This is a genomic window from Streptomyces sp. 71268 (genome assembly GCF_029392895.1).
GTDB lineage: Bacteria > Actinomycetota > Actinomycetes > Streptomycetales > Streptomycetaceae > Streptomyces.
The window spans coordinates 8,315,048-8,335,921 of record NZ_CP114200.1; the positions used below are offsets into that span (position 1 = coordinate 8,315,048).

The following is a 20,874-nucleotide window of genomic DNA, read 5'->3' on the forward strand; positions in this document are numbered from 1 at the left end:
TGCCCGGTGCCAGACCATCGGGCCACCTGGCCGGTGGCGCCGGGGGCAAACCCCCGGGGCACTTGGCGGGTTGGCGGGATGCGGTGCGGGGCCGAGGTCTGCTACGCCCGCCCCGTCCGCACCGGTGGCGGGCTCTGGGCGCCGAACACCCAGGGAGCGAGGATGACCACCCAGCCGTCGGGGTCCTCGAACGCGACGGCGCCCCGGTCGGGCCAGTAGCGGTTCGCGGCGGACACGGGGTGGTGGCCGTGGGTGGCCAGGTGGGCCACGGCCGTCGCGACCGCCTCGGGCCCGCGCAGGTACAGCACGAGCTGGTTCTCCGGGTGCGGCTCGGGGATGCGCGGCGGGGAGCCGTGTTGGGTGATCTCCAGATGGACCGGCGTGTCCGGGAGCCCGAGGACGACGCCGTCGTACCCGTGGTGATCGCGCCACTGGGCCAGTACGGGCAGCCCGAGGGTGTCGCGGTAGAAGGTGAGGACGTCGTCGTAGCGGGCGGTGGGCCGCGCGAACCGCACGGCGCCCACGTCGAGATGGGCTGGCCAGGAGGCGTTCATGCACCGAATGCTGGCAGGCGCGGACGGCGTACGGCATCCCTCCTTGGGCCTACGACCAGCGGCGGGCCCGTCCTGCGACCGCCGCCGGTGAACCCCGCGCGACCCCTCCCCTCGCCCTCGGCCGCCGGGCCCGGTCAGGTCGACGGCTCCGCGAGGCGCGCGGGGGCGGTGTGTCGGGTCCGCCGCGCACGGGGGCGCGGCGGACCCGAGCCAGGGCAGCCCCGGACGCGGCCCGGGGCGGCCGGGTCAGCTCTGCGGTCGTTTACCGTGGTTGGCGCCGTTCTTGCGGCGTGCCTTCTTCTTGCGGCGTCGCTTGGACGACATGTCATCCCTCCTCGTGGTGTCGGGGCCGTTCACCCCATGGTGAGCGCTTTGTCGGCTCCCCACCCTTTTACTCGCCTTCGCGGCGCACCGTCGGACGATCAGGGCGCGCCCCCGGCGCTGCCGTTCCGCGCCGGCCATCCGGGTGAGGACGGGCGCCGGGCCGGCGGCGCGCGAGGGAACTGACGCGCCCCCGGGGCGACGCGTCACGGCGCGCGGGGCGAGGGCTCCGTCAGCGGCCCATTAGCACGACCGCACCGTTCATTTGGCGGTTGATCCACAATCTCCCCACATACCCTCCAGAAAACGGGAGTTCGTGCGAAGATTCCGTCCCCGGGCCGACCGGGCCGGGGTGACAAGGGGAAACAACGTGATACCTACGACCTTCAGATCCGCTGTCGGGGCGGCCCTGACGGTGGCCGTCTCGGCCGTACTGCTGCCGGCGACGGCCGCGAACGCGGCGGACGGGACGAAGGCACAGCCGCGCACGGCGAACGCCGCGACGATCGAGTCCTTCAGCCGCATCGCCGACGCCGTGCTCACCGAGCGCACGGCCGCCATCGTGGACGGCAAGCCCGCCCGACGGGCGGCGGCACTCGGCGACCGCGACGTGCGCGTCTCGGCGAAGCTGGCCCGCGCGGAGAGCGGCGCCGTCTCCTCGCTCGGCAAGCGCAAGGCACGCCTGGCCGCCCTGGGCGAGGCGTACAGCGCCGGCGACACGAAGACCACCGTGAACGAGACCCGCGTCCAGGGCGACCGGGCCACCGTTCAGGTCACCGAGACCACCACGCTGCGCTACGCGAAGGTGCGCGGCGACGAGCCCGCGACGACCGGCTTCGAGGCCCACCACGAGATGACCCTCGCGCGTACCCCGGCCGGCACGTGGGAGCTGACCGGCCTGCGCTCCACGGACGACGGGCCGGTGGCGATCAACGAGCCGCGCACGCCGGCCGTGGCCACCGCCGACGCGCTGCCCAGCGCCAAGCCCGCCGCCACGAAGAAGCCCTCGACGCCGCAGGCCAAGCCGCCCGGGTCCACCGGCCTGAACTACAAGGCGATGGCCACGTACGCCGAGAAGTACTGGAAGAACTACAACCCGGCCTACCGCAAGTTCAACGACGCCGGCGGCGACTGCACCAACTTCGTCAGCCAGGCGCTCAAGGCGGGCGGTTGGAAGCACGACTCGGGCACCTACGACGACTACCGCAACTGGTGGTACGACTCCTCCTACCAGAGCCTGTCGTGGGTCGGGGCCAACGAGTGGTCCTGGTTCACGCTGCACCACAAGCGGGCCACCAACCTGGCGAACGTCTACCACATGGGCGTCGGTGACGTCATGCAGATGGACTTCGACCGGGACGGGTCCAAGGACCACACGATGATGACCACCTACCGGAGTTCGAGCGGCGTCCCGTACCTGACGTACCACTCGGTCAACACCTACCGGAAGTCGGTGGCGAGCATCATCGCCTCGTACCCGAACGCCCTCTACTACGCCTACCGCGTCTGACGGGCGCGGGCCAACCCCGTGCCGCGCCGGTGACTCCCGGGCGGCGCGGGGCGCCCACCCGGGCCCCGCGCCCCGCTGTGGCGGGGGCGGGCCGGTGGGTTGGGGCCCTTCGGGTTGATGGGGTACGGGCCCGCGACGCTCGCGGGGAGACCGTGGGCGGGCGTCGCGGGCCGGGAGGGCCGCCCGGTGGTGGGAAACCCCCGGCCGCGCGGTAGGGCTACCCGGTCCCCGAGGCCGGGGGACTGGCGGCTCCCGCCGCGCGTCCCGTTCGGCGAGGCTGGACCCGCCAGTTGATCATCCGCCGAACCCGTAGGAGACCTCCCATGCGCGAGCGCCACGCCCCCCGGCCCCACCGGTACGCGCGGGCCGCCGGGCCCACCGCCCCAACGGCCAGCACCGCGCGGGTCCCGTGGCCCGCCCGGGCCCGGGCGGGCGCCCACCGCCGTGGGGCGGCGGTGGTCGCCACGGTCGTCGGGGCCGTGCTCGGCGTGGCCTGCGCGCTGCCCGGCACGGCGGCGGCCGAGCCCGCCGCGACCGGGGGCGAGCACCGGGCCACCCAGGAGGCCATCGACGCCGTGGTGGGGCGCGGGGTTCCCGGGGTGGTCGCCGGGGTCAGCGACGGCCGCGCCACCTGGACCGGCCAGTCGGGCACCGCCAACCTGCGCGACGGCCTGCCGCGCCAGGCCGACGAGCGGTTCCGGGTCGGCTCGATCACCAAGACCTTCACGGCCACGGTGCTGCTCCAGTTGGTGGCCGAGGACCGGCTGAGCCTGGACGACACCGTGCACCACTGGCTGCCCGGCCTCGTGCGGGGCAACGGACACGACGGCGAGCGGATCACCGTGCGTCAACTCCTGAACCACACCAGCGGCGTCTACAGCTACACCGACGACGCGGACGTGAAACGCCGGTTGTTCGGCACCGACTTCCTCCGTCACCGCTACGACACCTGGACCCCGCGCGGCATCGTCGGCATCGCCATGACCCACCGGCCCTACTTCGAACCCGGCGCGGGCTGGCACTACTCCGACACCAACTACGTCCTGGCCGCCATGGTCATCGAGGAGGTCACCGGGCGCCCGTACGCGCGGGAGGTCGAGCGCCGCGTCCTGCGCCCGTTGGGCCTGCGCGCCACCTCGCTGCCGGGCACCGACGCGGGCATGCCCCAGCCCAGCGCCCACGCGTACTCCAAGCTCACCGGCTCCCTCGGCGCTCCCGGGGAACCGGGGAGCACGACGTACGACGTCACCCGCCTCAATCCCACCCTGGCCGGCGCCGCGGGCGAGGTCATCTCCTCCACGCGGGACCTCAACCGGTTCTACCGGGCACTGCTGTCCGGCAAGCTGCTGGCCCCCGACGAGTTGCGGGAGATGACGACCGCGGTGCCGGTCGCCGGGACGAAGTTCTCCTACGGCCTCGGGCTCATGAAGCAGCGGACCTCGTGCGGCGATGTGTGGGGCCACAACGGCGCCATCCAGGGCTCCCTGTCGACCAGCCTGGTGACGGCGGACGGCGAGCACGCGCTGTCGGTGAACGTCAACGGTGACTGGGCCGGCGCCTACGACGAGGTCGTCGAGGCCGAGTTCTGCGCGAAGTGAACCCGGGCCCGGGCCGGCCGGGTGCCAGGTGCCGCCTGACGCCGAGGCTCAGGGCCCGGGGCCCGGAAATCGGGGGAGGGCGTACGGCCCGGCGGGGGCTCCCACCCCGCCGGGCCGGACCCGGCCGCACGGCTCGGTGCGCCGGCTCAGCCCGCTCGTTCAGCCCGTCCGCGCAGCCCGCCGCCCGGCGCGCCGGCCCGTGGCGAAGGCCAGGCCGACGGCGCCGAGCACGGCGGCGATCCACAGCGGGGCGGTCAGGCCCCACCCGGCCGACAGCGCCGCGCCGGCCAGCAACGGGCCCCCGGCGTTGCCGATGTTGAAGGCGGAGATGTTGGCGGCGGAGGCCAGGTCGCCCGCGCCGTCGGCGCTCGCCAGCACCCGCGTCTGGAGCGGGGGGATGACGGCGGCGCCCACCATCCCGAAGAGCAGGAAGCCGACGACGGCGGCGGGCTTGCTGTGCACGGCGGCGAGCAGCAGGGCGCTGACGACCGTCACCCCGGCCAGCGCCCCGTACAGCGTCGGCAGCAGCGCGCGGTCCGCCAGCCGCCCGGCCAGCGGGGTGCCCACGACCATGCCCACGCCGATCAGCGCGAGCAGCAGCGGCACCGTACGGTCGGCGAACCCGGTGACGTCCGTGAGCAGCGGCGAGATGTAGGTGAGGACGGTCAGGAACGGCGCCCAGCCGAAGGCCGTGGCCGCGAGCGCCAGCCACACCCGGCCCCGTCGGAAGACCGCGAGCCTTCGCCGCGGGTCCGCGTCCGCCGGTGCTGGGGTCCGCGGTACGAAGCGGGCGAGCGTCCCGAGCAGCACCACGCCCAGCGCCGTCACCGCCCAGAACGTGGCCCGCCACCCCAGCGCCTGCCCCAGCGCGGTGCCCCCCGGCACGCCGACCACGTTGGCCAGGCTCAGACCCATGAACACCGTGGCGATGGCACTGGCCCGCCGCTCTGGGGCGACCACGTCGGCGGCGACGACCGAGGCGATGCCGACGTAGGCGCCACCGGCCAGCGCGGACAGCACCCGGCCCAGCAACAAGACCGCGAAGCCGGGCGCCACGGCGCTGAGGAGGCTGCCCAAGATGAACAGGCCCACCAGCCACAGCAGCATGCGGGTACGCGGAACCCTGGCCCCCAGGACGGTCAGCAGCGGGGCGCCCACCACCATGCCCGCCGCGTACCCCGACACCAGCAGGCCCGCGGTGGACAGCGAGACGTCGAAGCCGGCGGCCACCTCGGGCAGCAGCCCGGCGATGACGACCTCCGTCGTGCCGACCGCGAACGCCCCCAGCGCGAGGGCGAACAGCGCGGCCGTCCCCGCGGCGCGCCGCGCGGGCCGGCCGGGCCCCGCCGCGTCGGTGGGCCCCGAGTCGGTGGGCCCCGCGCCGGGTGGGGTCTCGGCGGCCGGCGCGGTGGGTAGGCGCTCGGGCGCCGGGGCGCCGGAGTGGGATGGTGAGGCTGGTGCGGCCGCGTCGGGCGCTGGTTGTGGGGTGGTACGTGGTGGCGTGCGGGAGAGATCGTGTGTCACGCCCTCCAGGCTCGTGGCCTGGCGGGCCCGGAACAGCCCCCGACCGCGCGACGACCGGTAAGCCGGGCTTACCGATGCCCGGCTACCCGCCCGCCGTCGCCCGCCCCGCCGCGTCGTCCGCCGCTTGGTCGCCCACCACCTGCTCGCCGGTCACGCGTTCGCCCGCGACCTGCTCGCCGGCCACCCGCTCGGCCGTCGCCACGAAGGCCCGCACCCGGGCGGTGGCCCCCGCCGCGCGCCACACCAGCCCGTACTCCAGCGGGCTCGCGTCGTGGAAGGGCACGTAGGCCACGCCCCGAGGCGCGTAGGAGCGCGCGACGTCCGCACCCACCGGCGAGATGCCCTGGCCCGCTCCCACCATCGCCAGCGTCTCCTGCAGCGTGGCGGCCGACCTGCCGCGCCGCACCGGCTGACCGCCGGGGGTGAGCGACGGCGCCAGGTGTTCCTGCCAGTAGGCCGGCACCTCACCGGTACAGGCGAAGACCCGGTCCCGCGCCAGGTCCTCCACCGACACCGCCTCCCGGGCCGCCAGCGGATGGTTGGCCGCGACGGCGAGCATCCGTGGCACCCGCATCACGACCGGGCCGCGCGCCAGGTCCGGTTCGGCCACCGGGAACTGGGTGACCAACACGTCCACCTGGCCCGCCCGCAGCGGCCCGAACATGTCCTTGATCTGCGTCTCGTGGATGTGCACCTCGATCCCGGAGCGCCGACCGGCCAGCGCCCGGACCACGTCCATCACGAACTCCCCGGCCGCCGTGCCCAGATACCCCACCGCGAGGTCGCCCTCCACGCCCCTGGCCTCGGCCCTGGCCCGCTCCAGCGCGGCCCGGATGCGCCGGTAGCCCGGCTCGACCTCCGCGTGCAGGCGCCGGCCCAGCGGCGTCAGGCGCACGCTGCGACTGGTGCGCTCGAACAGGGGGGCGCCGACGCGGCGCTCCAGGCCCTGGATCGTCTGGCTCACCCGGGCCCGCGACACGTGGAGCCGCTCGGCCGTCCGCCCGAAGTGCAACTCCTCGGCGAGTACGACGAAGCTCTCGATCTCCAGTCGCTCCAGCACCCGACCGACCCTACCCAACCGCCCGCCCCCGCCCCCGCCCGGCCGCCCCGCACGGGACGGGCGCCGGCGCGGCCCGTGACACCGCGCGACGGGGGCCCGGCGCGAAGTGGTGAGGGGCCGCCACCGGCACGACAATGGGGAGCAACCGACGCTACGTCCCAGGCCCCCGGCCCGGCAGGCCAGCCCGCGCGGTCCGAGCGGTCCGCGCGGCGGGATGTGGCGGGCGGCAGCGAACGGCGGACCCCGGCCGGGGCCCGTCGGGGAGGAGGAGCGCCGTGCCGACGCCGCACCCCGACGCCTCCCACCGGCCGCGCGACTACCACGAGCGGCTGGTCCACCTGCCGCCCGGCGTACGGGCCGTCGTCCTGGACACCGACGGGGTGATCACCGACTCCGCCCGGGCGCATGCCGCCGCCTGGCGGCAGGCGTTCGACGCCTGCCTGCGCGAGCACCCCCCGCCCGACCCCGCGCTGCGCCGCCCCTTCGACCCGGACGCGGACTACCGGCGCTACGTCGACGGCACCTCCCGGTACGACGGCGCCGCGGCCTTCCTCGCCTCGCGCGGACTGCGACTGCCAGCCGGCAGCGAGGACGACGGCCCCGGCACGGCCACCGTGTGGGCGGTGGCGGCCCACAAGGACCGCGCCTTCACCGCCTATCTCGACACCCACGGCATCGCCGCCTACCCCGGGACCGTACGCCTGCTGCGCGCCCTGCGCCGGGACGGCGTGCCCCGCGCCGCCGTGTCCGCGTCACGGCACGCCGGCGAACTCCTGGACCGGGCCGGCGTGCGCGACCTGTTGGACCACCTCGTGGACGGGCGCGAGGCGGCGCGGTTGCGCCTGCCGGGCAAGCCCGACCCGGCCCTGTTCGAGGAGGCGGCCCGGCGCCTCGGCGTGACCCCGCCCGCCGCCGCCGTCGTGGAGGACGCGCTGGCCGGCGTCGCGGCGGCCAGAGACGGGGGCTTCGGCCTGGTCGTCGGGGTGGACCGGACGGCGGACCGCGCCGGCGCCACCGACCTGCACGCGTACGGCGCCGACCTCGTCGTCGCCGACCTGGCCGAACTGCTCACCGCCCCCGCCGCGCCCGACGCGCCCGAACCACCCACCGGCCAGGGCCGCGCCCCGAGTCCGCCGACGGCGGAGCGATGACCAGCGGAGGTCCCGCCACCGAGTGGGCCTGGGAGTACACGGGCTACCAACCCGCGGCGGAGTCGCTGCGCGAATCGCTGTGCACCCTGGGCAACGGCTACTTCGCCACCCGGGGCGCCGCCCCCGAGACGCCGGCCGACGACACCCACTACCCCGGCACCTACGCGGCGGGCTGCTACAACCGACTCGTCTCCCAGGTGGCCGGGCGACAGGTCGAGAACGAGGACATGGTCAACCTGCCGAACTGGCTGCCCGTGCGCTACCGCGTCCGCCGCGACGACGCGCCCCCCGGCCCCTGGCTCACCCCCGACAGCCCCGCGCTCACCGCCTTCCACCAGCGACTCGACCTGCGCCAGGGCACGCTCACCCGCCGACTGCGCTTCGCCGACGGACACGGCGACCACCTCGACGTCGAACAGCACCGCCTCGTGCACATGGGCGACCCGCACCTGGCGGCCATCCGTACCGTCTTCCGCGCGCACGGCTGGGCCGGCGCGCTGGACATCGCCTGCGGGCTCGACGGCGGCGTCACCAACTCCGGCGTGGCCCGCTACCGCCAGCTCGCCGGACGCCACCTGACACACCTGCACACCGGCGCAGCCACCCCCGACACCGTGTGGTTGCGCTGCCGCACCACCGAGTCGGACCTGCGGATCGCGATGGCCGCCCGCACCCGCGTCAGCGCGGACGGCATCACCCGGGACCGCGTCGAGCACGAGGGCCCGCGCGTCACCCGCACGCTGACCGTCACCCTCACCCCGAAGCGGGCCGTGACGCTCGACAAGACGGTGGCGCTCTACACCTCCCGTGACCCGGCCATCAGCGACCCGCTGCGGGCCGCGGTGGACGGCGCGCACCGGGCCCCGCGCTACGCCGGCCTCCTGGACTCCCACCGCGCCGCCTGGGAACACCTGTGGCGGCGCGCCGACGTCCACGCGCCGGGCGACGCCGGGCGCGTGCTGCGACTGCACCTGTTCCACGTGCTGCAGACGCTCTCCCCGCACACCGCCGAACTCGACGTCGGCGTGCCCGCCCGCGGGTTGCACGGCGAGGCCTACCGTGGGCACGTCTTCTGGGACGAGCTGTTCGTCCTGCCCTACCTCAACCTGCACTTCCCCGAGGTCTCCCGGGCGCTGCTGACCTACCGTCACCGACGGCTGCCCGCGGCCTGCCGGGCCGCGGCCGACGCGGGACGCGCCGGGGCCAGGTACCCGTGGCAGAGCGGCAGCGACGGCCGCGAGGAGACCCAGACGCTCCACCTCAACCCCCGCTCGGGCCGCTGGCTGCCCGACCACTCGCGCCGCCAGTACCACGTCGGCTCGGCCATCGCGTACAACGTGTGGCAGTACTGCCAGGCCAGTGGCGACACGGAGTTCCTGCACACCAAGGGCGCCGAGATGCTGCTGCACATCGCCCGGTTCTGGGCCGACGCGGCCAGCTACGACGCACGGAGCGAGCGCTACCACATCCGTGGCGTGGTCGGGCCCGACGAGTACCACGATGCCTACCCGGGGGCCGCCGAACCCGGCCTGGACGACAACACGTACACCAACGTCACCGCGGCCTGGGTGCTGGCCCGCGCCCTCGACACGATGCGCTCCCTGCCCGAGCCGCGCCGGCGCGAGCTGTTCGAGCACACCGCGCTGGACTCCGCCGAACTGGAGCGCTGGGAGGAGGTCTCCCGCCGCCTCCACGTCCCCTTCCACCAGGGTGTGATCAGCCAGTTCGACGGGTACGGAGCGCTGGCCGAACTCGACTGGGACGGCTACCGCGGCCGGTACGGCGACATCAGGCGACTGGACCGCGTCCTGGAGTCCGAGGGCGACAGCGTCAACCACTACCAGGCGTCCAAGCAGGCCGACGTGCTCATGCTCGGCTACCTCTTCGCCCCCGCCGAACTCGCCGACCTCTTCGGCCGCCTGGGCCACCACCTGGACGACGCCGGATGGCAGGCCACCGTCGACTACTACCTGCGGCGCACCAGCCACGGGTCCACTCTCAGCGGACTGGTCCACGCCTGGGTGTTGGCCCGCGCCCGGCGCGGCGACGCCTGGCGGTACTTCCAGGAGGCCCTCGCCGGAGACGTCGCCGACCTCCAGGGCGGCACCACCGGCGAGGGCATCCACCTCGGCGCCATGGCCGGCACCCTGGACCTGGTGCAGCGCGGCCTCACCGGCCTGGAGGCCCGCCAGGACGCGCTGCGCCTCGACCCGGTGCCGCTGCCGGAGCTGTCCGAGTACGGCTTCTGCGTCCGCTTCCACGACCACTGGGGCGTGGACCTGCGCGTCCGCTCGGGCAGGCTGTGCGTCAGCGTGCCCGCGTCGGACGCCACCCCCATCGCCGTGCGACTCGCCGACCGCACGGTGACCGTCGCCCCGGGCGACGCCCACTGGCTCGACCTCCCGGGCCACTGACCCGCCGCCCGTAAGCGCCAGCGACGGCTAGACGTGGGCCTGACCGAGCGCCAGCCTGGCCGTGATCGTCTTGGGCCGCTGGTACTCGTGCAGCGCCAACACGCTCAGGTCCGTGCCCTGCCCCGACGCGCCCCTGCCCCCGTGCGGCAGCTCGGCCGTCTGCACCAGGTGGCAGTTCACCCACGCCTCGCCCGCGTTCAGCCGGCCCGCCACGTCGAGCCCGAGCCCGATGTCCCGCGTCCACACGCTGGCCGCCAACGCCTGCGGCACCCCGCACGCCATGCGCAGGGCCGCCTCCACGTCGGGCGCCCACTGCACGGTCAGCAGCGGCCCGAACACCTCCCGCACGACGGCCGGATCGTCGCCCGGCAGGTCGGCCAGCACCCGCGCCCCGCGCCAGAAGCCGCCCGCCTCGCCGGCACCGGGCGCCACCTCGGCGACCACGCTGCGCCCCGCCCGTGAGGTGGCCACCAGGTCGTCGTAGCGCGCGGCCTGATCGGCGTTGTTGAGCGGCCCGAAGTCCCGCCCGGCCACCCGCTGCGCCATGGCCCGCGTCAGTCGCTCGACGGCCGTCTCGTAGTTGTCACCCAACGTGATCACCCGGGCGGGCGCCGCACAGCTCTGGCCCGCGTTGTACGTGACCGCCCGGGCCAGCTCATCCCAGGTGTCATCGGGCGCGTCGGGCAACACCACCGCCGGGGCGTTGCCGCCGAGTTCGAGGCTGACCCGGCGGGCCCCGGCCCGGGCCGCCACGTCGGCGCCGGCCGCCTCGCTGCCGGTGAACGCCACCATGTCCACGGCGGCCTCGACCAGCAGCCGGCCCGTGGTCCGATCGCCGGGCAGGGTCTGGAGCACGCCGGGGCCCAGCGCCTGGTCGGCGTGGTCGGCCAGCAGCGCCAGCGCGTCGGGCGTGGTCTCCGCCGGCTTGGCCACCACCACGTTCCCCGCGGCCAGCGCGGGCGCGCACCGCCAGGCCGCCATCATCAGCGGGTAGTTCCACGGCACGATCACCCCCACCACGCCCAGCGGCTCCCAGCGCACCCAGCTCTCGTGCCCGGCCACCAGGCGTCCGGCGGCCGGGGTGAGTTGGGCGCGGGCCGCCGTCGCGTAGAACCGCAGCAGGTCGGCGACCTGCTCCACCTCGCCGGCCGCCTCGGCCACCGGCTTGCCCGTACCCGCCCGCTCCCGCGCCACGTACGCGTCGGCGTGCTCCTCGACCAGCGCGGCGAGCCGCTCCAGCCGGCGCGAACGCTCCATCGGCGTCAGCGCGCGCCAGGTGGGCCAGGCCGCGCGTGCCGTGGCCACCGCCGACCCCACCTCCTCCTCGCGCCCCGGGCTCGCCACGCCCCGCACGCGCCCGGTACGGGGGTCGACCAGCGACAGGGTCGCCGCGCCGGATGTCGGGTTGCTCATGACTCACGTCCTCCAGGTGTCGATACGTCCAACCCACCCGGCCCGGCACCCCGGGCCGTGCCACGCCCCAAGGGCCCACCGGTCCCGGGCGGCCGCGCCTCACAACTCGTAGGAGTGCAACCACAGTTCGAGGGTGAGTACCAGCCACAACTTGCCGCCCTGCCGGGGGAGCAGGGTGCCGTCGCCGCGCATCCAGGCGCGTACCGTCTCCGGCCGGAACAGGCCCCGCCGCCGCGCGGCCGAGCCGAGCAGCAGGTCGCCGCCGAGTTCGCGCAGCGCCCCGCCCAGCCACTGCTGCACCGGCACCCGCATGCCGCTCTTGGGGCGGTCCACGACGGTGGCCGGCAGCAGGTCCCGCACGGCCTCCTTCAACACCCACTTCTCCACGGTCCCGCGCAGCTTCAACCGGGGTGGCGTGGCGAAGGCGTGGTCGACGACCCGCCGGTCGAACAGCGGCGCCCGCCCTTGCAACCCCTGGGAGGCGGTCAGCCGCTCCACCTTGGTCAGGATGTGGTGCGCGCCCTTGGTCCGCAGGTTGCAGTGCAGCAACTGGTTGAGCAGGTACTCCATCCGCCCCGGCCCGGTCAGGTACGGCTCGACGAACCGCTGCGGGGCGGGCGCCTCGGCCAGTGCCCGCAGCGCCTCGCCCGTCAGCAACTCCGGCAGGTCGCTCCAGCACTTGCGGTACGAGCGCAGGTACGCGGTGGCGCGGTCCTCACCGCCGCCCAGCGGGTCGCGGTGCATCTCGTGGACGAGCATCGGCAGGTTCTTCGGGCCGCCGAAGACCGGATCGCCACCCTCCCCGTTGAGCACCACGCGCAGCCCGTCACCCGCCACCGCCTCGGCGAGCATCAGGTTGGGCACCGTCAACGGGTCGCCCACCGGGCTGTCGAGCAGCGCCGCCGCGTCCGCGAGCCGTGCGGCCACCGCGTCACCGGAGACCGTGAGCACCCGGTGCCGGGTGTGGCAGTGCGCGGCGACCAGCCCCGAATAGCCCAGCTCGTGCGGGAGTTCGTCGCCGAAGCTGATCGAGTACGTGTGCACCGGCTGGTCGTGCGCCTTCGCGGCCAGCGCCGTCACCAGCGAACTGTCGATCCCGCCGGAGAGCAGCACGCCGACGACCTCGCCCGCCGGCAGCCGGCGCGCCGTCGCCTCTTCCAACGCGGCCCGCAGAGCCGACACGTACGGTGAGGGGTCCGCCGGCGCCGGGTCGGCCACCCGCTCGCGCGGCTCCCAGTACACCCGCTCGGTGACGGTCCCCGACGCCGACAGCCGCACCACGCGTCCCGGCAGCACCTCGCGCACGCCGCGCAGCAGCGTCTCGTCACCGGGCAGATAGGCGAAGGTCAGGAACGAGCGGACGGCCGCGAGGTTCACCCCGGTGCCGAGCGCCGGCCAGCGGCGCAGCGCCCGCAGCGACGTCGACGCGGCCCAGCAACCCTCGGCCCGGGCGTAGAACAGGGTGCGTGCCCCGACGTGGTCGCGGATCAGCAGCAGGTCGGCGCCGTCCTGGACGGCGAGCGCGAACATGCCCTCGGCCAGCGCGACGCCCGCCTCCCCGAGCCTGGCCCAGCAGCGCAACAGCAACTCGCCGTCGGAACAGCCGGGCGGCGGCACGTCACCGGCCGCCGCCAGCGCGGCACACAGCTCCGCGCGGTTGTGCACGGTGACCTCGCCGACGCCGGTCAGCCCGTGGGCGGCGAAGGGGCCGTCGGCGTGGCCGGGCTCGGACCCGACCAACCCGAACCCGGGCGCCGACGCGTCCGCCGGGGCGGCGCCGACCGGCCCGCCCGGGGTGGCGCCCATCGCGGCGAGGTGGCCGCGGGCCCCTTCGGCGTCGGGCGCCACGACGGCGCACAGGCGAGCCATGACAGGCTCCTCTCCCTCGTCTGTGTGCTCGCCCGACGGCGAGCCGGTGGGTGGGTTGAGTGGACGGGTGGGCGCGGCGTACGTCGATCGCGTCGCGCGTGCCACCCGAGGGTTCGCACGGGGGGTGGGAACCGGGGGCGGGTCAGCCGAAGTCGTCGTCGCTCCAGCCGCCGTCGTCCGCCTCCCAGTCCCCCTCCCAGCCCGCTTCCTCCTCGCCACCCAGGCCGACCTCGGCGCCACCGCCGCCCGAGCCCTGGGCCGCCTGTTGCTGTCGCAGCGCCTCCTCCTCGGCCGGCGTCAGGTGGACTGGGGGGAGTTGCGCGGCGGTTACGGCCAGGCCGGCCACGCCGAGCGCGGCCAGCGCGGCACCGGTTCGGCCGCCGAGCGAGGTGCGGTTGACGAGCACGGTCGCGCCCCGGTCCCACACCGTCCGGCCGTAGCCGATGTCCCGCCCGTAGACCACCCGCCCGTCGGCGTAGGCGCGCTTGACGATGCGCTGGCTCGGTGCCCGACGCGCCCCGGTCGTCGTGCCAGTGCACCACGCCGTCGTCCCCCCGGCGCCGCCACTCCTGGCGGCCGTCCTCGTACGAGCGATGGACGCTGCCGTCGGCGAGCAGCTCGTCCGTGTAGCCGATGTCACGTGGCCGAATCATGGTCTGGGGTCCTCGGGTGTGCGGTGGACGGTGGGCGGGCGGTGTACGGGCAGCGCGGGAAGCCGGGCGTCCCGAGCGGCCTCACGGCGTGGGCCAGCTGAGGAAGCCGGCGGCACGCAGGTCACGCAGCTCGTTCCAGACCGACGGGCGCGGCGGGCGCGGCCCGCGCGTGCGGCGCAGCACCGCGCGCAGCAGCCGATCCGGCGGAACGGCGGCGAGCTGCGCGAACCGGCCGCGCGCCAGCCAGGCCACCTCCCACGGGCGCAGCCCCCTGGGCAGCGGTTCGGGCAGTTCCACCGGGCCCCGGGCCCGCCCGGACGCCAGGTGCAGCGCGGCGGCGTGTCGCGGTACGAGCCCGAGCGAGGACACCCGCACCCCCGGCACCGGACCGAGCGCGGCCCGCAACCGGGCGGGCAGCGCGACGCCGGCCGGGCTCGCGTCGTGCAGGACGTACACGGTGGCACCCTCCGCCCGCTCCAGGGCGGTCACCAGGCGGGTGTCCAGCAGCAGGCTCTCCTCGGCGGCCACGATCGGGCAGCCGGCCTCCAGGTGCGCGTGGTTGGCGACCAACATGCGGGCCAGCGAGCGGTCCTGGCACACCAGCAGCCGTGGCAGCCCGTAGTCGTAGAGGTCGGGCTCCCGGGCCGGGCCCGCACCGGGGCCGGCCGCCGACCGGGCCTCGGCCTCGCTCAGCATGCCCGGCACCGCAGCCCCACGGGCCCGCAACGCCCGCGTGAAGTGGGTCAGCCGCAGCGAGGGCGCGGGGGAGTGCGGGAGGCGGCCCAACAGGGTGGGCGCGGGCCACAGGACGCGGCACGTCGCGTAGTAGAGCTGCCGCTCGGTGAAGCGAATGCCGCCGGGCGCGGCGGCGCGCGCAGCCGCCACGGTGATCGCCCGGTCGACGACCCGCGTCGCGAGCCCGCCGCCCGTGGCCCGTTCCTCGTGCCCGGCCGGCACGCCTGGCGTGGTCATGGGGTCGTCCCGCCCTTCGGGTCAGCGGCGCCGTCAGCGGCGGGCCAGGTCATGAAGCCGGTCGTGGCCGCGCGCCGGTGCCGTGGGTCGTCCGCGATCCGGCCCTGCTCCACGGCCTGTTCCACCGCACGCTCGACCACGGTCACCAACCGCGCGGGGGGCACCGCGGCGACCGGGTACCACCAGCCGTCGGCCAGCCAGTCGGCCAACGCCAGCGGCAGCCCGACAGCCGCGCGCAGATACTCCGAGCTGACCCCCGACGGCTCGCCCAGCCGCCGCACGAGCCGCCTGTCGCGGGCCGTGCGCACCGAGAGACCGGCGTCGACGACCACCCGGCCGGGCAGTGCCGCCCGCGCCTCAAGGACGAGCAACGCGCCCCGCGCGCTCGCGTCGTGGAGCACCACCACCGGAACACCTGCGGGCAACTCGTCGACGGTGGGCGCCACCGCCACCTCCAGCCGCCGCGGCAGGCCGTTGACCGAGAGGAAGGCGACGACCGCCCGGTCGGAGCAGAGCAACGCGACCCGCGGCACGATCGCCGGCCGCGCCGGGGCGACGTACAGCTCGTCGTCCACGATGCCGGCCGGCAGCGCGCCGTACACCTGCGTCCACCGGCCGCACATCATGGCGCGGAACGAGGCGTACGAGGGCTCGATGCTCGCCCACGCGGGGCGGGCCGGTGTGTACGAGTCCTGGGCCTTTGACGCCATGCCGCAGACGAACAGGCACGAGATCGCCGCCAGCCACCACTTGAGGCCGGAGTGCACGGGGAGCGCGATGGTACCCGCGATGATCACGACGACCACCGGCGTCACCAGCACCCAGACGTACCGGCGCGGCTTGCCGCTGGGCGGCCGTGCCTCCGCGTAGCGGTTGTCGGTGTGGGTCAGGTACCAGAACTGGGTGAGGGTCACCTTGAGCCGCCCGTCCTGGGTGGCCTGCCGGGCCCGGCGGCGCACGTGCAGGTCGTTCATGCCCCGCCCGTACACCTTGGGGTCCAGGGCGAACGCGCGCTGGCAGCGGGAGCACGTGCTGCCCGCCCGCTCCTTGCGCAACAGCCTCGCCTGACAGTGCGGGCACGTCATGGCGCCCCCTGGTCGGGCCAGGTCAGGAAGCCGACGGCGGCGGCGCGGCGCTGTTCGGCGTCAGCGTCGGCGGTTCGCCCGACCCGCTCGGCGACGCGGCCCACGAGGTCCAGGAGTCGGCCGGGTGGGACGGCGACGAGCGGAAACGTCCAGCCCTTGCGCAGCCAGGCCAGCTCGTCGGGGGTGTAGTCGCCCACCTCGGCGAGACGGGACAGCGCGGCCCCACCGGGCTGGTGGTCCCGGTAGGGCACCGCGTTGGGCACGCCGCGCACCGCGCGCAACGGCACCCCGGCGTCGATGACCCGGCGCCCCGGCAGCGCCTCGCGCACGCGCCAGGGCAGCAGCAGGCCCGGCGCGCTGACGTCGTGCAACACGATGACCGGGCCCCGCGCGGACACCTCGGGCAGGTCGCGCGCGAGGTGGAGGCCGTGACGCTCCGGCAGCCCCGCTGCGGCGATGAGGGTGGCGACGGACAGGTCGGGACACAGCAGGGTGGCGGCCTGACCCGCGCCGGACACGCCGCCGGGCGTTGGATAGCGCCGGTCCTCCACCAGGCCCGGTGGCAACTCGCCGTACACCTCCACCCAAGGCTCCAGTACGTCCCTGCGGAACGCGCCAGGAAGCATCTTCGGCCGACTCTGGTTACGGTCGGCCGCCGCCACGGCGCACAGCACCAGGGCGCACAGCGCCAGCACGAAGCCGAAGTAGGCGAGCGGTGCCGGGCCGGCGAAGAACCCGGCTGTGAGCAGGATCGCGCCGAGCAGCGCCACGGCGACGTAGGCACCGCCGATGCCGCGCGACCGCAGCGACCTGCGCGACAGGGCGTACCACAGGTGCCCCGGCGTGCACGGCAACCGCCCGTCGTCGGTGAGCTTGGCCACCATCCGACGCACCCGTAGGTCGTGCAACTCCAGGGGGTTGGTCTTCGGGTCGAGCGCGTAGCGCCGCCGGCACTTGCCGCACACGTTGCCGGGCCGCTCCTTGCGCAGCAGCGACGCGTCACAGTGCGGGCAGATCATCGCGGGGCCTCCAGGGCGCTGGCGATCCGGCGCATGCGTGTGGCCAGCCGCTCCCGGACGGTGGTGGTGCCCGTGCCCCGCAGCCGCTGCGCGCCCTCGATGTCGCGCAGCGCCGCGGCGAGCGCCGCGAAGTCGGTGCCGGCGCGCGGCACCGTGCTCAGCGGCCCGTCGGCGACGCCGGCCTCGGCCAAGGCCGCGGCCGAGCGCCGCTCCGCCTCCCGCGCGGTGATCGCGTAGTCCTCGTGGTCGATGCCGTAGCCGGTGTTGGCGGCCAGGATGGTCAGCGGCGCGCTTCCCCGGTTGGCGAACGAGTGGGGCATCATCTCCGGGATACGGATCATGACGCCGGGCACCAGCGGGACCTGGGTGACCTGTGCGCGGTCCGCGTCGTAGAGGCCGCAGGCGGCGTGGCCCAGGCTGAGGACGAAGTGCTCGCCGCCGTGCGCGTGCGGCGTGAAGGCGCTGCGCGGGCCGACGACACCCAGCTTGACGGTCGCGTTGGAGGGCCGTTCGGGCGAGGTGGCGGCGTCGCCGACGAGGTAGTGCGCGAACTGGCCGTCGTCGATGAAGCGGAGGAACTCCCGCTCCGGCCCCAGCTCCCGGGCGCCGTCCCGGTCGGCGAAGACGATGCCGCCCCCGGGCAGCAGCCCGTACAACTCCACGCCGCCCGGCAGCCTGCCGGCCAGCCGCCGCACGAGCCGCAGCCCTCCGCCGTCGAGCGTTCCTGATGAGGCGTCAAACCTCGAACTGTTCCGCGACATGCTGGACACCAAGCCCCCCGTGGTCCCGTGTACGCATCCGTATCGTAGGGCGCTGATCGCCGGCAGCGGGAGCGGGCGGCTGATTCTCGGCAACAACCTGCGGACCTCACCCACCGCTCAACCCGCCATCACCTGTTGGAGTGCCGCGCTTTCTCGTGGCGTCGCACGCACGCGACGGGGCGAGGCATGGCATCGCGCGGGAGTGCGCCCAGCGCGGCGGGAGGCTGGTCCCGCCGCGCCGGGCACAGCCGCCGACCTCCGAGGGCGCCCGAGCGCGGGGCGGGGTCAGCCACAGGGGGTGGCGGTGTGCGGTGAGATGGGGTGGGGGAGGGGGTTACGCGGTCGCGGCGGGCGTGCGTTGGGTGTTGTCGATGTCACCCTTGATCTGGTCGTACACCAGCGAGATCCGGGTGCCCCAGTTGGGGCAGCCGCCCAGGTGGTGCAGGGCGATGACCTTGTGCGATGAGGCGGCCAGCACCGGCGAGCCGGAGTTGCCGCCGGAGGTGTCGCACCGGTAGCCGGTGTTGACGCCGGACGACACGACGTCGATCTTGCAGGTGGCGCCGCCCTGCGTCTCCTCGTAGAGGGACAGCCGCTTGGGCGTGGTGTCGCCGTGACCCGGGATGTAGATGCGCTCGCCGGCCTTGGGGGTGCGCGGGTCGAGGTAGAGCGTGCCGTACTTCTGGATGCTCTCGAAGCTGTTGACGCTGAACAGCGCGTAGTCCAGCTCGGACAGGGCGCTCAGTTTGATCAGTTGCTGGCCGCTCACCTTCGTACCGGGGCGCGGGTTGTTGCCGCCGCAGGTCGCGCACTGGTAGTCGAACTGGAACTCGCTGGCGCGCAGGTCCGCCGCGCTCTCCATGCAGTGCTGGTTGGTGAGCATGCGGTTGGTGTTGCCCACCCGCCATGCCGTGCAGTGGCCCGTGCCCCTGAGCAACTGGCGCGCGACGGCGTTGCCACGGGCGTACTCGGTGGGGTGGCTGGTCTGGTAGCAGGCCACGTCCCGCCGCGCGTCCGTGCCGCACACGCTCCGGGTGGACGGCGCGCGCTCGGCCCGCTCGGCGGCGTCGAAGCCACGGAAGTGCTTGTCGATCCGTACGCCGTAGCCGCGGCGCGCCAGTGGCTCGGCGTTCCGCGCGCCGGTCGCGTGCAGGGTCACGATGGCGGTGTCACCGTCGATCGAGAGGGCCGCGAAGCCGGAGTCACCGTGCACGGTGTAGTCCGAGCCACGGTCGCGGTCGGCGTAGTAGGTGTGCACCTCGCGCCGGTCGGGGGAGGCCACGGTCACCCGGTCGTCGCCGGCGAGCTTGAGCGAGGCGAAGTGCACCTTGACGTAGGACGCGCCGGGCGAGCGTATCTCCGTGCTCCAGGACCGGCCGGCGTCGCCGTAGCGCAGCGAGCGCTCGCTCGCCCGCTCGGTGCCGGCCGCGGAGGGCGCGGGGGCCGAGGCGGGGGTGGCCGAGGTGGTGGCGGTCGAGCGGGCGGCCGTGGCCGCTGCCGGGGCGGCGTCCGAGCGGGCCGCGGACGCCTGCGGAGAGGCGGGGCCGAAGCTGACGGCCACGAGACCGGTTGCCGCGACGGCGAGGCCGGCCAGGCGGCCCCAGCGTCTGGTGGAGACCATCACACACTCCTTTGTGGGGGAGGAATCGGTGTCAGGCGAGCGCCGTTCGACCTCCTTCCCGCGCGTGACCGTGCGCCGCCGGTGCGGAGCCTTGCACACGCGTTCGTTTCAGAGAACTCCCAACAAGCCATAACATTCGGCCAGTTCGGTCCGAGGCCGCCCGCCGCGCGGCGCGCCCGGCCCTCCGTGGCTCCGCCCTCGCGCGCCCGGCCGTACGATCAGCCGCCCACGGGCCGGCCGGTCATCCCGTGCCACCGGGCCGTTGTCGAGACGGGATCGAGCCAAACGCCGGTCATCCGGAGCGCGTTCGCCCAGGGGATCGGCGGGCGCAGGCGTTAGGGTCGGCCGTCATGCGCGTTCTCGTCTTGGGTGGCACGTCGTTCGTGGGCCGAGCCGTGGTCGAGGAGGCCCTGCGCCACGGTGTGGAGGTGACGCTCTTCGGCCGGGGGAGAACCGGAACCGACCTCTTCCCGCGACTCACCCGGCTCATCGGCGACCGGGACACCGGCGACTACCGGGCCCTGGCCCGGGGCCGTTGGGATGCCGTGGTCGACGTCAGCGGCTACGTGCCCCGCCACGTGGGCCAGGCGATGGACGCCCTGCGGGAGCGGGTCCACCGGTACCTGTTCATCTCCAGCCACGCCGTCTACCAGCAGGCGGGCGTAGGCCCCGGCTCGGACGAGGACACGCCGCGCCGCGCGCCGTTCCGCGACACCGAGGAGATCGACGGCGAGACCTACGGCCGGCTCAAGGTGGCCTGCGAGGACGACGTGTGGGCACGTTACGGCGAGCGGGCGACCATCGTGCGCCCCGGCAGGGTGGCCGGTCCGTACGACCCGTCGGACACCTTCACCTACTGGGTGCGCCGGGCCGCACGCGGCGGGCGGGTGGCGCTGCCGGCCGATCCGCGGCAGCCGGTCCAGGTCGTGGACGCCCGGGACCTCGCGCGCCTGGTGGTGCGACTGGTCCTGGACGACCGGCCGGGGGCGTTCACGGCGGTGGGGCCGGCCGAACCCGTCACGCTCGGCGGCCTGATCGCCACCTGCGCGCGGGTGGCGGGAACCGCTGTGGAGATCGTGCGGGTGCCGGCGGAGTCCGCGCCGCCGATGTTCCCGCTGGTGCGTCCGGTGTGGTCATCCCAGCAGCGCAGCGCGGCGCGCGCCCGGGCGGCGGGGCTGACCGCGACGCCGCTCGCGGTGACGGTCGCGGACGTGCTCGCCTGGGACCGCGAGCGCGGCACCCCGCCGATGAACCGCGGCTTCACCCCGCGCGAGGAGGCCGCGCTGCTCGCCGGCCTGGGCGGCTGAGCCGCCGACGGCCGCACAACCGACGGCACGCCACCGACGCCT

The 20,874-nt window shown here is 75.1% G+C and carries 16 protein-coding genes; 5 read left to right on the plus strand and 11 right to left on the minus strand.

Annotated features, from left to right (window positions below; translation table 11 throughout):
* Positions 1 to 101: 101 nt before the first annotated feature.
* Entirely contained in the window at positions 102 to 554 is a 453-nt protein-coding gene (locus OYE22_RS33090; protein ID WP_277323885.1) for a VOC family protein, read from the minus strand.
* Between the two features lie 691 nt (positions 555 to 1,245).
* Here OYE22_RS33090 and OYE22_RS33095 point away from each other — a divergent pair.
* Positions 1,246 to 2,385: an amidase domain-containing protein gene (locus tag OYE22_RS33095; RefSeq protein ID WP_277323886.1), complete on the plus strand. Its 1,140-nt coding sequence runs from the start codon at positions 1,246 to 1,248 to the stop codon at positions 2,383 to 2,385.
* Positions 2,386 to 2,708: 323 nt separating this feature from the next.
* The gene (locus OYE22_RS33100; RefSeq protein WP_277323887.1) at positions 2,709 to 3,983 is read left to right on the plus strand and encodes a serine hydrolase domain-containing protein; all 1,275 of its coding nucleotides are present in this window, start codon (positions 2,709 to 2,711) and stop codon (positions 3,981 to 3,983) included.
* 159 nt (positions 3,984 to 4,142) lie between these two features.
* Here OYE22_RS33100 and OYE22_RS33105 read toward each other — a convergent pair whose 3' ends face one another.
* Together OYE22_RS33105 and OYE22_RS33110 are read right to left on the minus strand one after the other, a co-directional pair.
* Positions 4,143 to 5,507 carry an MFS transporter gene (locus tag OYE22_RS33105; RefSeq protein WP_277323888.1) on the minus strand — a complete coding sequence of 455 codons (1,365 nt, stop codon included), beginning with the start codon at positions 5,505 to 5,507 and terminating at the stop codon, positions 4,143 to 4,145.
* 82 nt (positions 5,508 to 5,589) lie between these two features.
* Positions 5,590 to 6,567, minus strand: coding sequence for a LysR family transcriptional regulator (locus OYE22_RS33110; RefSeq protein ID WP_277323889.1), 978 nt, complete (start codon positions 6,565 to 6,567; stop codon positions 5,590 to 5,592).
* 329 nt (positions 6,568 to 6,896) lie between these two features.
* Here OYE22_RS33110 and OYE22_RS33115 point away from each other — a divergent pair, with 329 nt between their 5' ends.
* Entirely contained in the window at positions 6,897 to 7,718 is an 822-nt protein-coding gene (locus tag OYE22_RS33115) for an HAD-IA family hydrolase (protein ID WP_277324436.1), read from the plus strand.
* Entirely contained in the window at positions 7,715 to 10,132 is a 2,418-nt protein-coding gene (locus OYE22_RS33120) for a glycosyl hydrolase family 65 protein (RefSeq protein WP_277323890.1), read from the plus strand. The genes OYE22_RS33115 and OYE22_RS33120 overlap by 4 nt, the downstream gene beginning before the upstream one ends.
* 27 nt (positions 10,133 to 10,159) lie before the next feature.
* On the opposite strand, the gene OYE22_RS33125 is transcribed toward OYE22_RS33120, so the two are convergent.
* The 8 genes from OYE22_RS33125 to OYE22_RS33160 form a co-directional block, all read right to left on the minus strand.
* The gene (locus OYE22_RS33125; protein WP_277323891.1) at positions 10,160 to 11,545 is read right to left on the minus strand and encodes an aldehyde dehydrogenase family protein; all 1,386 of its coding nucleotides are present in this window, start codon (positions 11,543 to 11,545) and stop codon (positions 10,160 to 10,162) included.
* Between the two features lie 99 nt (positions 11,546 to 11,644).
* Positions 11,645 to 13,414 carry an asparagine synthase-related protein gene (locus OYE22_RS33130; protein WP_277323892.1) on the minus strand — a complete coding sequence of 590 codons (1,770 nt, stop codon included), beginning with the start codon at positions 13,412 to 13,414 and terminating at the stop codon, positions 11,645 to 11,647.
* 142 nt (positions 13,415 to 13,556) lie between these two features.
* Positions 13,557 to 14,054, minus strand: coding sequence for a hypothetical protein (locus OYE22_RS33135; RefSeq protein WP_277323893.1), 498 nt, complete (start codon positions 14,052 to 14,054; stop codon positions 13,557 to 13,559).
* Positions 14,055 to 14,148: 94 nt separating this feature from the next.
* Complete coding sequence (locus OYE22_RS33140) at positions 14,149 to 15,039, minus strand: hypothetical protein (protein WP_277323894.1); 891 nt, start codon at positions 15,037 to 15,039, stop codon at positions 14,149 to 14,151.
* On the minus strand, positions 15,036 to 16,124 hold the full coding sequence (locus OYE22_RS33145; protein WP_277323895.1) for a hypothetical protein: 1,089 nt from the start codon (positions 16,122 to 16,124) through the stop codon (positions 15,036 to 15,038). The genes OYE22_RS33140 and OYE22_RS33145 overlap by 4 nt, the downstream gene beginning before the upstream one ends.
* Positions 16,121 to 17,143, minus strand: coding sequence for a hypothetical protein (locus OYE22_RS33150; RefSeq protein WP_277323896.1), 1,023 nt, complete (start codon positions 17,141 to 17,143; stop codon positions 16,121 to 16,123). Before OYE22_RS33150 ends, OYE22_RS33145 begins: the two co-directional genes overlap by 4 nt.
* Positions 17,140 to 17,904: a cupin domain-containing protein gene (locus OYE22_RS33155; protein WP_277323897.1), complete on the minus strand. Its 765-nt coding sequence runs from the start codon at positions 17,902 to 17,904 to the stop codon at positions 17,140 to 17,142. Before OYE22_RS33155 ends, OYE22_RS33150 begins: the two co-directional genes overlap by 4 nt.
* A gap of 334 nt (positions 17,905 to 18,238) precedes the next feature.
* Complete coding sequence (locus tag OYE22_RS33160) at positions 18,239 to 19,525, minus strand: serine protease (protein ID WP_277323898.1); 1,287 nt, start codon at positions 19,523 to 19,525, stop codon at positions 18,239 to 18,241.
* Positions 19,526 to 19,875: 350 nt separating this feature from the next.
* On the opposite strand from OYE22_RS33160, the gene OYE22_RS33165 reads away from it, so the two are divergent.
* Positions 19,876 to 20,832 (plus strand): NAD-dependent epimerase/dehydratase family protein, encoded by a 957-nt coding sequence (locus tag OYE22_RS33165; protein WP_277323899.1) that lies wholly within the window; start codon positions 19,876 to 19,878, stop codon positions 20,830 to 20,832.
* The last annotated feature ends 42 nt before the right edge of the window (positions 20,833 to 20,874 follow it).